The 14,121-nt window shown below is 56.6% G+C and carries 14 protein-coding genes; 13 read left to right on the plus strand and 1 reads right to left on the minus strand.

Annotated features, from left to right (window positions below):
- The first annotated feature begins 120 nt into the window (after nucleotides 1-120).
- Nucleotides 121-498, plus strand: coding sequence for a hypothetical protein (locus tag AC2FIZ_RS09665; protein ID WP_496790955.1), 378 nt, complete (start codon nucleotides 121-123; stop codon nucleotides 496-498).
- Nucleotides 495-1,229, plus strand: coding sequence for a DUF3726 domain-containing protein (locus tag AC2FIZ_RS09670; RefSeq protein ID WP_496790956.1), 735 nt, complete (start codon nucleotides 495-497; stop codon nucleotides 1,227-1,229). Before AC2FIZ_RS09665 ends, AC2FIZ_RS09670 begins: the two co-directional genes overlap by 4 nt.
- A gap of 200 nt (nucleotides 1,230-1,429) precedes the next feature.
- Here the strand turns inward: AC2FIZ_RS09670 and AC2FIZ_RS09675 are convergent, their stop codons facing one another.
- Nucleotides 1,430-2,431, minus strand: coding sequence for an ester cyclase (locus AC2FIZ_RS09675; protein ID WP_142639932.1), 1,002 nt, complete (start codon nucleotides 2,429-2,431; stop codon nucleotides 1,430-1,432).
- 158 nt (nucleotides 2,432-2,589) lie between these two features.
- On the opposite strand from AC2FIZ_RS09675, the gene AC2FIZ_RS09680 reads away from it, so the two are divergent.
- The 11 genes from AC2FIZ_RS09680 to AC2FIZ_RS09730 all read left to right on the plus strand — a co-directional run bounded on the left by AC2FIZ_RS09680 (nucleotide 2,590) and on the right by AC2FIZ_RS09730 (nucleotide 14,012).
- Entirely contained in the window at nucleotides 2,590-3,639 is a 1,050-nt protein-coding gene (locus AC2FIZ_RS09680) for an ABC transporter ATP-binding protein (RefSeq protein WP_142639930.1), read from the plus strand.
- A gap of 83 nt (nucleotides 3,640-3,722) precedes the next feature.
- Nucleotides 3,723-4,949 carry an ABC transporter substrate-binding protein gene (locus AC2FIZ_RS09685; protein WP_496790958.1) on the plus strand — a complete coding sequence of 409 codons (1,227 nt, stop codon included), beginning with the start codon at nucleotides 3,723-3,725 and terminating at the stop codon, nucleotides 4,947-4,949.
- Nucleotides 4,950-5,014: 65 nt separating this feature from the next.
- Nucleotides 5,015-6,043: a carbohydrate ABC transporter permease gene (locus AC2FIZ_RS09690; RefSeq protein WP_142639926.1), complete on the plus strand. Its 1,029-nt coding sequence runs from the start codon at nucleotides 5,015-5,017 to the stop codon at nucleotides 6,041-6,043.
- A 1-nt stretch (nucleotide 6,044) separates the two neighbouring features.
- Nucleotides 6,045-6,926, plus strand: coding sequence for a carbohydrate ABC transporter permease (locus tag AC2FIZ_RS09695; RefSeq protein WP_496790959.1), 882 nt, complete (start codon nucleotides 6,045-6,047; stop codon nucleotides 6,924-6,926).
- 178 nt (nucleotides 6,927-7,104) lie between these two features.
- Nucleotides 7,105-8,094: a nuclear transport factor 2 family protein gene (locus AC2FIZ_RS09700; RefSeq protein WP_142639922.1), complete on the plus strand. Its 990-nt coding sequence runs from the start codon at nucleotides 7,105-7,107 to the stop codon at nucleotides 8,092-8,094.
- Nucleotides 8,095-8,226: 132 nt separating this feature from the next.
- Nucleotides 8,227-8,757 carry an ester cyclase gene (locus tag AC2FIZ_RS09705; protein ID WP_281972842.1) on the plus strand — a complete coding sequence of 177 codons (531 nt, stop codon included), beginning with the start codon at nucleotides 8,227-8,229 and terminating at the stop codon, nucleotides 8,755-8,757.
- Nucleotides 8,758-8,768: 11 nt separating this feature from the next.
- The gene (hisD, locus tag AC2FIZ_RS09710; RefSeq protein WP_142639918.1) at nucleotides 8,769-10,109 is read left to right on the plus strand and encodes a histidinol dehydrogenase; all 1,341 of its coding nucleotides are present in this window, start codon (nucleotides 8,769-8,771) and stop codon (nucleotides 10,107-10,109) included.
- Nucleotides 10,110-10,188: 79 nt separating this feature from the next.
- On the plus strand, nucleotides 10,189-11,253 hold the full coding sequence (locus AC2FIZ_RS09715; protein WP_496790960.1) for an ester cyclase: 1,065 nt from the start codon (nucleotides 10,189-10,191) through the stop codon (nucleotides 11,251-11,253).
- 1 nt (nucleotide 11,254) lies between these two features.
- A complete protein-coding gene (locus tag AC2FIZ_RS09720) occupies nucleotides 11,255-12,022 on the plus strand; it encodes an SDR family NAD(P)-dependent oxidoreductase (protein WP_271949099.1) in 768 nt (255 codons plus the stop codon).
- Nucleotides 12,022-13,041, plus strand: coding sequence for a LacI family DNA-binding transcriptional regulator (locus tag AC2FIZ_RS09725; RefSeq protein ID WP_142639914.1), 1,020 nt, complete (start codon nucleotides 12,022-12,024; stop codon nucleotides 13,039-13,041). The genes AC2FIZ_RS09720 and AC2FIZ_RS09725 overlap by 1 nt, the downstream gene beginning before the upstream one ends.
- Complete coding sequence (locus tag AC2FIZ_RS09730; protein ID WP_281972844.1) at nucleotides 13,038-14,012, plus strand: nuclear transport factor 2 family protein; 975 nt, start codon at nucleotides 13,038-13,040, stop codon at nucleotides 14,010-14,012. The genes AC2FIZ_RS09725 and AC2FIZ_RS09730 overlap by 4 nt, the downstream gene beginning before the upstream one ends.
- Nucleotides 14,013-14,121 lie beyond the last annotated feature (109 nt).

Genomic DNA, 14,121 nt, shown 5'->3' on the forward strand with positions numbered 1-14,121 from the left:
CTTCGGTCTCTTGTTTGCCATTCTAGGTCCTCCGTTTCCTAAACATAAAGGGGGACCAGTTCAGTTGGGGAGGCTCAGCGGCTGGGTTTTGCCGGTGCTGATCCGGGGATTGAGAAACAAATGCCGCTGCCCATCGGGCGCCGTGTTCGCGCCTGCTATGACGTGTTGTTGGAAGACCTTGAAGAGCATCCAGGCAGTGACGTCATTCATTTCCTGTTGCGCCTCCCAGCTCTGAAAAGCATCGTGCGCCGCATCCAAACCATGAGCAGGCACAAATACGCCGAAATCCGAGCCAACCTTGCGGACCGGAACGTACGCCCCATGGATCTGTTGCGCTGCAAGCTTGCCTTCTTTGGCGTCAGCAAGTTCGACCCTCGTTCGAAGCTATGGGTACGTAACACAATGTATCAGGGGGCACCGCTGATTGATGACATCGGCCAGACCTATGAAAGCTGGTGCCTGCCACTGAAACCGCAGATTGAGGAGGCACAGGCATGAAAGTATCCCGTAACAAAATGATCACCGCGCTGTCCCGCGCCTACGAAGGAGCCGGGCACGAGATCGGTGACTATGAGGACGCTGGCCAATTGGTCACTTGGTTGCAAATGGCGGGTCTGAGCGGGTTCGACCGTATCAGCCTGCCACCACGGGCCCCCAAGGGTGGAGCGACTCCGCGGTTGGTGTTCGAAAATGACGACATCGCCGTTCTTGATGCAGGTGGCGCGGATGTCTGCGAGCACGGCTCATTGGCGGCCTATCTGATGCACTCCAAGGCCAACAAGTCGGGCTTTGCGATCATCGAACTGGCCAACTGCCGCTATCCTGGTCTAATCCTGCGAAGCCTGTCGATGGTCGCGCAGTTGGGCGTGTATATCTCAGCCTATCGGAAAGATCAGGTTGGATCACACGGAGCGAGCTTTGAAAGCGGCGCGACTTTCCCGCATTACTGGCGATTGGATAATGCAGATGACAGAAAAGAAATCTCGACCGTCACTATCATCTGCACAAATCAGCCTGCATTGCTGGCGGACGCGGTGACACGTCAGGTGGAGCAACCCGAACTTCAGCGGTTTGAAATTTCGGCGGCGCAGCTAGCAGCCAACTATAACCAAGCTTTGGAACAGGGGATTGAGGTTGACCCCGGCCAATGGGACGCCCTGAACGCCGCCGCTTGGCCCATTCTCGTTCGCTCAGATACGCAATCCCGCTCAGGCGCCGGGCCCATGTGAGGCTTGGGATATGAGCCAGCGCTTGCTCCGTTTGCAAACAAAAAAATGCCGCCCCGATTGGGGTGGCGTCGGACCGGAACTCGTTCAGCATGTATTCCCGGTGAATCGGCGCTGGGTCGCCAAAGAACCTTTTGACCCTGCGCGCCATGAGCCAGGGGTAGTGCACAGAGCCAAGGTCTGATGTGCGTCAATCCTGCCGGTTATGTTCGCGGTAGCTCGGACATTCTGGCAAGGATGTCCACACCCTGCTGTTTCCAGAAATGCAAAAGGTCGATGAATATCCAGTTCTCGGCCAACTTATCCCCGTCTCGCCGATAGATATCTATCACCCGAAATTCACCGGCTTTGTCAGTTGCAGGCATTCCCATGAACCCGCCAGTTGGACGGGCTGTGAAGTTCGGCCAGCCAAAAAAACCGCCATAGTGACCCTCTGCCAGGCGGCATATGTGTTTGGTTTTCGACCGGTCAGTGAAACCAGCACGGAAAGGGCCTGCATGCTGTTGGGCGTAGCGTTCGATCGTGTAGGTCGCCCCGATCCCGGATGGCCCCCACCAGATCATGTCTTCGGACCATGTGCGCCGTAGTTCGTCCTCAAGGCTGAGGCCGCTGTTCCATTGGCCCAGATCGGAGATCATAGAGTTGATGGCCGCCAGAGTCCGCTCTCCTTCCGCCGCAGGTTGCGGACCGACCATCAGGCCGTCATGGGTCATGGGCCCCGGCTGCACGAGCTGCGCGGCTGTCTGAGGCGGGAACGGCTGCAATCCGGCCTGCATCATGAAATGAGGTATGTCGAAATACATCGCCGTTTCAGTGATTTTTCCGTTTTCGACCTTGTTGAATTCGCAATAGCGCAGAAATGTCATTTTGCCGTTTGGCGAGATACCTAGCCAATCTTTGTCGAACAGCCCCATGAGATGGCCCATTGATACAACCCAGACCGAGGTGAAACCGTCCATCTCGTTTTCTCCGGCCATGAATACGTCCATACGGCGCTGCATTCGGGTCAGGCTTTGTTTCAGCGGAAGCCAGAACTGGGCACCTACGTCACTGGGGCCATGCAGTTCGTCAAAGGGATGGAATCCGCGCCACAGATAGTCATCGGCGCAATATTTCGAGATCACGTCAGGGACCGCTGATTCTTCAGCTCGGCTCAGAGCTTCATAAAGATCCAGAACAATATTTTTCTCGGCTTCGTAAGGCATATTCTTTTCTTTCAGTGCTTTACCAGGAATTGAGCACAGGTTTTCTGTATAGTGAAACGTATATTTGCAAACGCATGCAAAAAAAGCTTGCCTGATGTTCCATCAGATGTCTATGCTCTTGCAAACGTATGCACGACAAGTGCACATGGGAGGACAGAATGGCCGAAATTCAACTTCGCAGTGTTGGGAAACGTTGGGGATCGTTTGTGGGGGTGGATAATTTCGACCTGACTATTGCCGATAAAGAGTTTCTGGTTCTTCTTGGCCCATCAGGCTGTGGCAAGACGACGACCATGCGCATGATTGCGGGTTTGGAAGACGCCAGCGAGGGCGACATTCTGATAGATGGCGAGCGTGTCAATGACATGGAGCCCAAGGACCGCGATGTTGCCATGGTGTTTCAGTCCTACGCGCTCTATCCGAACATGAATGTTTATGAGAATATCCGGTTCCCGCTGAAGGTGCGCGGCATCGACCCTTCCACACATGACGAAAAAGTGCGCCGCGCTTCGGCCATGGTCGAACTGGATGACTTTCTGCATCGCAAACCGGCAGAGCTGTCGGGCGGCCAGCGTCAGCGCGTCGCTTTGGCCCGCGCCATTGTTCGCGAGCCAAATGTCTTTCTGATGGACGAACCGCTGTCAAACCTTGACGCCAAGCTGCGTGTTTCGACGCGCGCGCAGATCAAGAACCTCAGCCACGAGCTTGCCGTGACCACGATCTACGTGACTCATGACCAGATCGAAGCGATGACTCTTGCAGATCGTGTGGTGATCATGAAGCAGGGTATCGTGCAGCAGGTTGGCTCTCCGACCGATATTTACGATGCACCCGCAAACACTTTTGTGGCCAGCTTTATTGGCAATCCGGCAATGAACCTTATCGATGGTCAGGTTCAGGATGGGGTGTTTCGGGCTCAGAACACTGAGGTGCATGGGCTGAATGCGTCGGACGGCCCGATTACGCTGGGCTTTCGCGCCGAGGACGCCAATGTCGTGGAAAGCGGCGGCGAGATTAACGGGCCCATCTACACGCAGGAGCTTTTGGGCGACAGCACGATGGTCTCGGTTCGGATCGGTGGCGCGCTGGTTTCGGTCAAAGCCGACAAAACCTATCGCGCTGAAATCGATGATCAGGTTTCAATCCATATCCACACCGATCACTGCCACTTGTTTGATGCGCAAACCGGAACGCGTTTGGAGCGCTGAACAGAAAATCCAAACCCGCATTGCCGGGTTTAACGCAGGTGCAGACTTCGAAGATGCACCCATCTACCTAGGGAGGAATACAAATGTTTCTGAAGAAAATTGCATTGGCTGGGTCCTTGGCCGCCTTTGCCGCCAGCGCAGGTTATGCCTGTGAAATTAGCGGGCGCGTGAATATCGTTGGTAACGAATTTGCGGCCATTCAGGCCGTCGCAACCGGCGCGAAAGAATGCACAGGCGCATCGGTCGATTCAAACCTGACCTCCGAGCACCAGACCATCAACGTGGCTGGTCTGTCCGGAAACCCGTCTGAATACACCAGTGCCATCATCGCCAACAGCTCGATCGTGGCGTTGATGAACGAAGATGTTATTCGGCCGCTCAACGATCTGGTGGAACAGCATGGTCAGGACCTGCAGCCAGGTCAGTTGATCAAGATTGGTGATGACATTATGGCCGTGGCGTTCATGGCGAATGCTCAGCACCTGATGTATCGCAAGGACGTGTTGGAACAGGCCGGTGTCGAAGTGCCGACAACCTATGAAGAATTGCTCGAAGCGGCCAAAGCCATTCGCGAGCAGGGCATCATGCAAAACCCGGTTGGCGGCGCCTATGCGTCGGGTTGGAATCTGGCACAGGAATTCAACAACATTTTTCTTGGCTATGGCGGCAGCCACTTCAAAGCCGGAACAGCTGAGCCCAACGTGAATTCTGAGGCTGGTGTCAATGCGCTGAACATGATGAAGGCTTTGTCGGAATACATGAACCCCGACTTTCTGACCCACGATTCCAATGCCACTAATGCCGAATACCGCGCTGGAAACGTTGCACTCATGAACATGTGGGGTTCACGCGCATCGCAGCAAACCACGACCGAAGGCGTGCTTCAGGAAGTGATCGACGGTCATGCGATCGGCGCACCACTGACAGTCGGCGGCGGCTCGACGCCGGCATCGACCCTGTGGTGGGACGGCTGGACCGTCGGCAAGAACATCTCGGATGAAGAAGCCGAGGCTACGTTCATCGCGATGAAACACGGTATCCGTCCTGACATGCTGAACGATGAAACCACGCCGCTGGCGGTATGGTTGATCGAAGGCTACGAGCCTGGTGCGGACGCCGAAGGCGTGTTTGAGGCGGCCAAAATGGGCACACCGCCTTATCCGATGTTGCCTTACATGGGCCTGATGCACAGCGCGCTAGGCAATGAACTTTCAGACTTCATGCAAGGCAAGGAAAGCGCTGAGCAGGCGCTGGCCGATGTCGAAGCCGCATATCGCGCGGCTGCCATCGAACAAGGTTTCCTCCAGTAGGGCCTGACTCGTGCGGGCGTCTGTAAGGACCGCCCGCACAAACCAATTCACGTGGGGATTGCGACATGCGCCATAAGACCTTCCTGTGGTTCTTCCTGCCCACCGGGCTTGCGATGCTGCTGTTCATCGCGATGCCGATAGTCTCGGTGGTGACCCAATCCATTTTCGCGCCTCATCCGGCCGTTTTGTTAGAGGTCGAAAGCTGCACCCCCCTGATTGGCTGCACGACAGAGACCACGATTGATCAAGAGGCAACAGCCGCCCTTCGCGCCGAGAAACCACTGGGCCGATTTGTCGGATTGGACATTTACCTGGACCGTGGCCACCTGGCGATCCAGGAAATTGGACAGATCTGGGCTGCGAATGAAACCTGGGGCGGTTTCTTCTCAAAGATCGGTAATTTGCCCTTTTACAGGGCAATGGCTTTTACGCTGACCTTCACGTTTGTTGTGACGCCGCTCACAATCATTTTGGGGCTGGTGATTGCGCTGGCAATCAACTCCCTGCACCGAAATCTCAAAGGGCTGCTGATCTTCTTTTCGCTTCTGCCGATGATCGTCACTCCGTTGATTGGCTCGCTTATCCTGTTCTGGATGATTGACAGCCGCGGGGTCATCGGCAACGCCCTAGTATATCTTGCCGGGGATCCGGATTTTAGCCTGAAGGCCTCAACCGGGCTGATGTGGGTGGCGCTGATGGTTTATGGAGTTTGGCACGCCGCTCCATTTGCATTTGTCGTGTTCTATGCGGGGTTGCAAACATTGCCCCAGGATCAAATCGAGGCCGCCCAGATAGACGGGGCAACCCGCTGGCAACAGGTTAAGTTCGTGGTCGTTCCTCATCTCATGCCACTGGTCACATTTGTTGCGTTGATTCAGTTGATGGACAACTTCAAGGTGTTTGAACCGATAATCGGGTTCAGCGCAGGTGCGCACGCACAATCCCTTAGTACATTCATCTTCAACGACTTAGGCGGTGAAACCCGGCAGCTTTCTTCCGCGGCCGCGACCTCTGTGATCACGATAATCGGAGTCGCCATTCTGCTGTCACCGGTGCTTGTCCGCACCTGGCGCGACTTCAAAGGAGCAAGATAATATGGCCAGCCGCGCACAAAGAATGCCTAGAAGTCTCCGGATCGCCTCGTCCTTATTTGTGATCCTATGGTTCGTTCTGGCCGCTTTCCCGTTCCTCTGGACGGTCTGGGGTTCGTTCAAAGTAGAGTTGGATTTCTTTTCGATCGCCGACTGGACCAATGCCATCACCGGAGCACGGACCAAAGCCGTCTATGGCTCGCCTTTCACAACCACAGGGTACGAGGGCGCCTGGATACAGGAAGAATTCTGGCGGAATGTTCTCAACACAGGGATCGTCTGTTTCTTTGTTGTCACCATCTCGCTCACAATCGGAACGCTGGGGGGCTATGCTCTGTCCCGGTCGACCTACAACTATACGTTCTGGCTATTGATCACGGCACTTATCTTCCGGGCTATGCCACCGATTACGCTGGTCTCGGGATATTTGCTGCCTTTCTTCGAATGGAACATCTGGGGGATCCTTCCAACCACGATCATCGTGCTTGTGGCGATAAACCAGCCGTTCACTCTGTGGATGCTGCATTCTTTCTTTAAGAATATCCCAAGCGAGCTGGATGAAAGTGCCAAGGTCGACGGATGCAACCAGTTCCAGGCATTTCGTCGCGTGATCATTCCGGTTATGTGGCCAGGGGTGATCACCACCGGGCTGTTCTCGTTCCTGCTGGCCTATAACGATTTTGCTGTCGGGGCGATGCTTCTGTCCGAAAGCAACCGCACGATGGTGCCTGCCATTGCCGCGTTTCTTGGTACAACGCAGACTGAAGGTAACGTGATGTTCGCGGTTGCGGCTGTGGTTTCAGCCACAGTTCCACTGTTCATTCTGGTCATGTTCTTCCAGCGACAGATTGTAGGCGGTCTGACGGCCGGGGCTGTGAAAGGCTAACTCTGATGGGACGCACTCATCCTCAGTCCGTATCTGCCCATGCGCATACAGCCAGACTGAATGTGGCTGCGCGCAGGACCCGGCGGCCGGGACGAATTCCATTTGCTTTGATGCGCGCGGGACCTTGCGGGGCGCTTCTCCGAACACGCCCCGAACAGACCCCATTGAGACAGAGAAGATGAAAAACCTCGACCGTAAACCCTTTCTGAAATTCACCGAAGCACAACGCCATCCTGGCAACTTCCGGCCGGCATTTGACGCCTTCTTCGCCCCCGGTGCACATGTCAACGTGGTGCATCCCTTCAATGAGGTCGCGGGCGGCCTCGGGCTGCACGATCACGTCATCGCCCCGCTCGCCGCTGCCTTCGACGGGCTTTTTCGGCGCGATGACATCGTCATGGCCGGCGAATTTGACGGGCAGGACTGGATCAGCGCCACCGGCTATTTCGTTGGTCGGTTCTCGCGCGACTGGCTCGGCATCCGGGCCACAGGCGAGCTTGCCTATCTGCGCTTCGGCGAGTTCCACCGGATGCAGGACGGCAAGGCGGTGGAAAGCTATATCTTCTTCGATATTCCAGAGCTGATGCTGGCCGCTGGACAATGGCCGATCCCCGACAGCCCGGGCAAGACCCGCGGCTTCACCGGCATGATTCAGGGCCCTGCCAGCCATGATGGCATCTTGACCACTCCGCAGGATCCTGCCGAGGGTGCCAAGAGCTATCATATGGTCACAGAAATGCTGGCCGGGCTTGCTACCGAGAACGAGGCTTGGCGCCCCTACTGGCATGACAACATGGTCTGGTACGGCCCCGGCGCCTTCGGTTCTTTCGTCGGGATCGAGAGTTTTGCCAGCTTCCAGGTGCCTTTCGAAGCCACCTTTGAAGGCTGGTCCGGCGGCACTGCGGGCAACGGTATGACGGCGCATTTCACCCGCTATGGCGAAGGTAACTACGTATGCTCGGGCGGTTGGCCCTCGTTAACTGGCGTCCAGGTGAAACCTTTCCTCGGCCAGTCCGCAAGTGGCAAACGCGTCTTCATGCGGGTCTGCGACTGGTGGCGCCGCGAGGACGATCTGCTGGTCGAAAACTGGGTTTTTGTCGATGTCCCGCATGTGCTGTTGCAACTGGGCTATGACCTCTTTGCTGAAATCGCCGAGCAGGCTGCATGAGCTGCTCTGCCAGACATAACGCCGTTGCGCGCCATCCGGCGCTCAACCGGATGCCAAGGGATTTTCTGACGGCGGATTAATCCTCGCCCTCCACACAGAAGACCCCTTGGTAACCATAAAAGGAAGAGAAACATGAAGGGCTCCCGCCCCGAACAGGCCGTGCTGACACGTGACACGGACATGAGCAAAACCGACGAGACCCGCGCCGTGATCGAGGGGATGGTCGATGGTTTGAACGACCACCGTATCGAAGACATCGGCGAATTCTTCGCCGAAGGGTTCCGCTGGCTTGGCAACCAGGGTTGCGGCACCAAGATGGGCCTGAAGGAATTCCAGGAAAACTGGCAACGCCCGTTCCAGGCTGCGTTTTCCGACAAGACCTGCATCGACGAGGCCCGGCTTTATATGGGCGAGTGGGCGGCAGCTTTTGGCCGCCAGGAAGCAACCCATTCTGGCGAATTTCTGGGGATTGCGCCCACCGGCAAGCGCGTCGAGATCCGTTACATGGATTTCTGGAAAGTTGTCGACGGCAAGATCGTCGACAACTGGGTGAATGTCGATTTTGCCCATGTCGCCTCGCAGCTTGGAGTCGATCTGTTCCAGGGCAAAGGGTGGGAAACATTTGACCGGGGAGAAGAAATTCCGCCCCGGCCCGAAAATTGAGGATTAGGACAATGGCTATCGAATATCTGAAAAGCGGCAAACCCGAGGCCGACCGGGCCGAAGATGACGCCAAAACCCGCGCTGTCGTTGAAGCGACGCTGAAAGACATCGAAACCCGAGGTGATGCGGCAGTGCGTGATCTGTCGGAAAAGTTTGATAATTACTCGCCGGAAAGCTTCCGCCTGAGCCAGAAACAGATCGACGAGCTGATCGCCTCATTGACCGAACGCGAGCTGGCCGACATCAAGTTCGCTCAGAAACAGGTGATAAACTTCGCCCAGGCGCAGCGCGACTCAATGCTGGATATCGAGGTTGAAACCTTGCCGGGCGTCATCCTCGGCCACAAGAACATTCCGGTGCAGTCTGTTGGCTGTTATGTTCCTGGCGGTAAATTCCCGATGGTTGCGTCGGCGCATATGTCGGTTGCGACCGCTAAAGTCGCGGGTGTGCCTCGCATCATCGCCTGCACGCCGCCGTTTCAGGGCAAGCCCAATGCGGCCGTGATCGCTGCCATGTATCTGGGTGGGGCGCATGAGATCTATGTCATGGGTGGTATCCAAGCGATTGGTGCCATGGCGATCGGAACGGAAACCATTGATCCGGTCCACATGCTGGTCGGCCCCGGGAACGCCTTTGTGGCAGAAGCCAAACGGCAGCTCTTTGGTCGCGTTGGCATCGACCTTTTTGCGGGCCCGACCGAGACCATGGTCATTGCCGACGAAACCGCTGCCGATGCCGAACTTTGTGCGACCGACTTGTTGGGGCAGGCCGAGCATGGCTACAACAGCCCCTGTGTTCTGGTCACCAACTCGCGCAAGCTGGCCGAAGAAACGCTGAGCGAGATCGACCGTATCCTCGGTATCCTGCCTACCGCCGGAACCGCAAAAGTCAGCTGGGAGGAGTATGGGGAAGTCATTGTCTGCGACACTTATGACGAAATGCTGCAAGTTGCCGATGATATCGCCTCTGAGCATGTGCAGGTGATGACCGACCGTGACGACTGGTTCCTGGAAAACATGACCAGCTATGGCGCGCTGTTTCTTGGGGCGCGGACCAATGTTGCAAACGGTGATAAGGTGATCGGCACGAACCACACGCTGCCGACCAAAAAGGCCGGACGTTATACCGGCGGCTTGTGGGTCGGCAAGTTCATGAAAACTCACAGCTACCAGAAGGTTGTTACTGACGAGGCTGCGGCAATGATCGGCGAATACGGCTCACGCCTGTGTATGCTGGAAGGCTTTGTCGGCCATGCCGAGCAATGCAATATTCGCGTCCGGCGTTATGGGGGCATCAACGTACCTTACGGCGAAGGTGCGGCTTATCGCGAGGCTGCAGACGCGTCCTCATAAGAGTGAGGTCATTGCTGCAGAACTTGCGCTTGGGGTTTGCCCGGGCACCACGGGTTTTGAAAGAAAAGCAGATAACACAATGCGAGATTTCGCAATGGACACACATTCTACCCATAAGGCCCTGATCGCGCCATTGCGCGAAGCCATGTATAACTTTGACGAAACCGGCGTCCGAGCTGCACTGCAGGCGGTGATTGCGCCCGATGCCGTCATCCACATGCCCCATCCATTCGGCGACCTGACCGGGCCGCAGGAACTCTATGATGCCTGCTACACACCGCTTTTGAAATCCATGCCCGATCTGGAACGCCGGGATTGGATTGTGATGGGCGGGCCGACGCAACATGGTGATGATTGGGTCTGCTGTGGCGGCCACTACGTAGGCACCTTCGTCGCCCCTTGGTTGGACATCCCGCCGACCGGGCATCTGACCCATATGCGGTTCCACGAATTCTACCGCTTTGAAAATCGCAAAGTTGTCGAAATCCAGGCACTCTGGGACATTCCCGAAGTGATGATGCAGGCGAAGGCCTGGCCGATGGCCCCGTCTTTGGGGCAGGAGTTCTGTATTCCCGGCCCGGCGACGCTGGACGGTATCGTGCGGGGCCCCTGGGATGAGGCAAAATCGAAGGCCTCCTGCGACCATATCGTTTCCATGCTTGAACATCTGGAAAAGCATCCCAGTCAGGGTGGCCCCGAAGTGATGGAGATGGAAAGGTTCTGGCATCCGCGCATGAACTGGTACGGCCCCGCTGGGATCGGCACCGGGCGCGGCATTGCAGGGTTTCGCAACTGGCACCAGATCCCTTTCCTGGGTGGCATGCCGGACCGAGGCAAATACGCCGACGAGATCACCTTTCATTTCTTTGGTGACGGTGATTATGCAGCTGTTACCGGCTGGCCGGACATGATCCAGACCATCACTCATGACGGCTGGATGGGTATCGCCCCTTCTGGCCAGCCCATCACTATGAGATCGTTGGATTTTTGGCGATTGGAAGATGGCCTGATCCGGGAGAACTGGGTGTTGGTCGACCTGCTGGACGTGTACCGGCAACTGGGCGTAGATGTCTTTGCCCGCCTGCGCGAATTCAACAAAGCGCGTGTCGCGGGTGAAATTCCATACCCAGTCGGCGAGGTCTGATATGCTCAATTTTCCCAGCACCCCCAGTTTTAGTCTAGGTGGCAAACGTGCGCTAGTCGCCGGGGCATCGTCGGGCATAGGTCTGGCCTGCGCCGTAGCGCTGGCAGAGCATGGGGCCGAGGTCACATTGGCGGCGCGCCGCGCAAGTGCGTTACAAGAGATAGCCGATCAGATGACTGCCAGGGGATGGTCTGCCAAGGTGCTTGAGATGGATGTCACCGATGTCGCAGGAACTGCCGCGGCTGTCGCCGAAAACGGGCCGTTTGACATCCTTTTGAACTCGGCAGGGTTTGCACGTCATAGCAAGGCGGTCGAAACGGTGCCCGAAGATTTTGACTTGGTCATGAACGTCAATGTCCGGGGGGCCTATTTCCTAACCCAAGCCGTTGCCAAAGGGTTGCTTGAGGCCGGGCGTCCCGGATCGCTGATAAATATCTCAAGCCAGATGGGCCATGTCGGCGGGCAGGAACGCGCGGTCTATTGCGCCTCCAAGTTTGCGGTCGAGGGCTTTACCAAGGCGATGGCGCTGGAATTCGGGCCCGCAAAGATCCGTGTCAACACGATTTGCCCGACTTTCATCCTGACGGATTTGTCCCGGCCTACATTCGCGGACCCGACCAAACGGGCCTGGATTTTGGACAAGATCAAGCTGGGCCGCCCGGGAGAGATTGAGGATATTATGGGCGCGGTAGTGTACCTGGCATCAGAGGCGTCGGCTTTGGTTACAGGAACAGCAATGTTGGTGGACGGAGGCTGGACGGCAGACTGATGGTTACTCAGAAGGTTACATCGTTGGACGTTGCCCGGCTGGCCGGGGTCAGCCAATCCGCCGTTAGCCGGGTCTTTACGCCTGGTGCATCTGCCTCGCAAAAAACGGTCGCGAAAGTGCGCAAGGCAGCGGATGAGCTGGGATATCGGCCAAATTTTCTGGCCCGTGCGGTTGTCTCGGGCAAAAGCCGGATCATTGGACTTGTGGTCGCCTATCTGAACAATCAGTTCTATCCTGAAGCGTTGGAAAAGCTGACAAACAAGTTGCAAGAGCGCGGCTACCACGTGCTGGTCTTCATGGCGTCGCATCAAGCCGGCAACATAGACAACGTGATCGAAGAAATACTGGATTTTCAGGTTGATGGGATTATCGCGGCTTCGGTGGCTTTGTCGTCGGATCTGTCGGATCGTTGTCTGGCTGCCGGTGTGCCGATGGTGCTGTTTAACCGGGTTCAGGACGACCCGGCCATGTCGGCGGTCACCTCGGACAATATCGCGGGTGGGCGCAAGGCTGCCGAATTCCTTTTGGCCGGGGGGCATAAAAAGATCGGGTACATCGCCGGTTGGGAAGGCGCGTCGACCCAGCGCGACCGCGAAGCAGGTTTCAGGGCCGCCTTGCATGATGCGGGGGCGGAACTGCATGCGCGCGGCGTTGGGAACTTCACCAGCGAACAGTCGCGGGCGGCAACGCTTGAGATGTTTGCTTCGGACCCGCCCGACGCCGTTTTTGTGGCCAATGACCACATGGCTATTGCAGTGATGGACACCCTCAGATTCGAGTTGGGCCTAAGGATTCCCGAAGATGTTTCGGTTGTCGGATATGACGATGTGGCCGTTGCAGCATGGCCAACCTATAGCCTGACCACTGTACGACAGCCTGCAAACCGTATGGTTGCCGAAACCGTGGACATTTTGCTGAGCAAAATCGAAGGGCCCGATGTTGGTCCGCACCGATTGGAAATAGATGGACCGCTGATTGTTCGCGGTTCTGCACGTATACCTGAAGGATGGAAGACATGAAGGGATTTGACCCGAAATTCAAAGATTTCCCTGACTATATTATTGGGATCACAAAAGAAATCTGGGAAGATCGGGGCATTGCCACGCTGCACCATTACTATGCACCCGATATCGTGGTTCGATCCCCGGGGTCAGTTGTCGTTGGCAATCAGGGCGTCATTGCCGCTACCATGGCAACGCTTGCCGAGTTCCCCGACCGCACATTGCTGGGTGAGGATGTGATTTGGTCCGGCACACCGGAAAATGGCATGCTGTCCTCGCACAGGCTTTTGTCGACTGCGACCCATCTGGGCGACGGTGTCTATGGGAAGGCTACCGGGAAAAAGCTGGTCTACCGTATCCTTGCTGACTGTCACGCCATCAACAACCAGATCAACGATGAATGGCTGATCCGCGACCAGGGTGCGATTGTCCAACAGATGGGTTGGGACCCAAAAGAATATGCCCGCGATCTGATCGCCCGCGAAGGCGGCCCAGAGGCTTGCGCCCAGCCTTACACGCCGGCGAATGATCAGCCTGGACCTTACAAAGGGCGTGGTAATGACAATGAATGGGGTCAGAAATACGCCGACATTCTGAACCGGGTCATGTCTGCAGACCTGAGCGTGATCAGTGCCGAGTATGACCGCGCCGTGCAATCGGAATATCCGCGCGGCACGACTGGTCACAGCTGGGCTCCGGTCGATCGCTTTTGGATGGGACTTCGCGCCTCTTTCCCGAATGCCGAGTTCAAAATTCAACATCAGATCGGTCGCGATGACCCAATGATGCCGCCTCGCGCCGCGATCCGCTGGTCGCTGCATGGCAAGCATGATGGATGGGGTGTGTTCGGCACGCCGACGGGGGCCGAGGTCTTTGTGCTGGGTATCAGCCACGCCGAATTCGGCCCCTGGGGCCTGCGCCGTGAATACACTCTGTTTGATGAAACGTCGGTCTGGAAACAGATCCTTTTGAAAACCGGTGATCTGTAAAATGTCGCATCGTCTCTCAAATCTGGAGGCTGGGCAGGCCCTGCGGCTTTTTCACGCCCACCGGGCCAGCCTGCGTGCCCGGCGACTGAACAACCGCCCGCCTGGTTTC

The organism is Ruegeria sp. CDSB022, assembly GCF_059611145.1.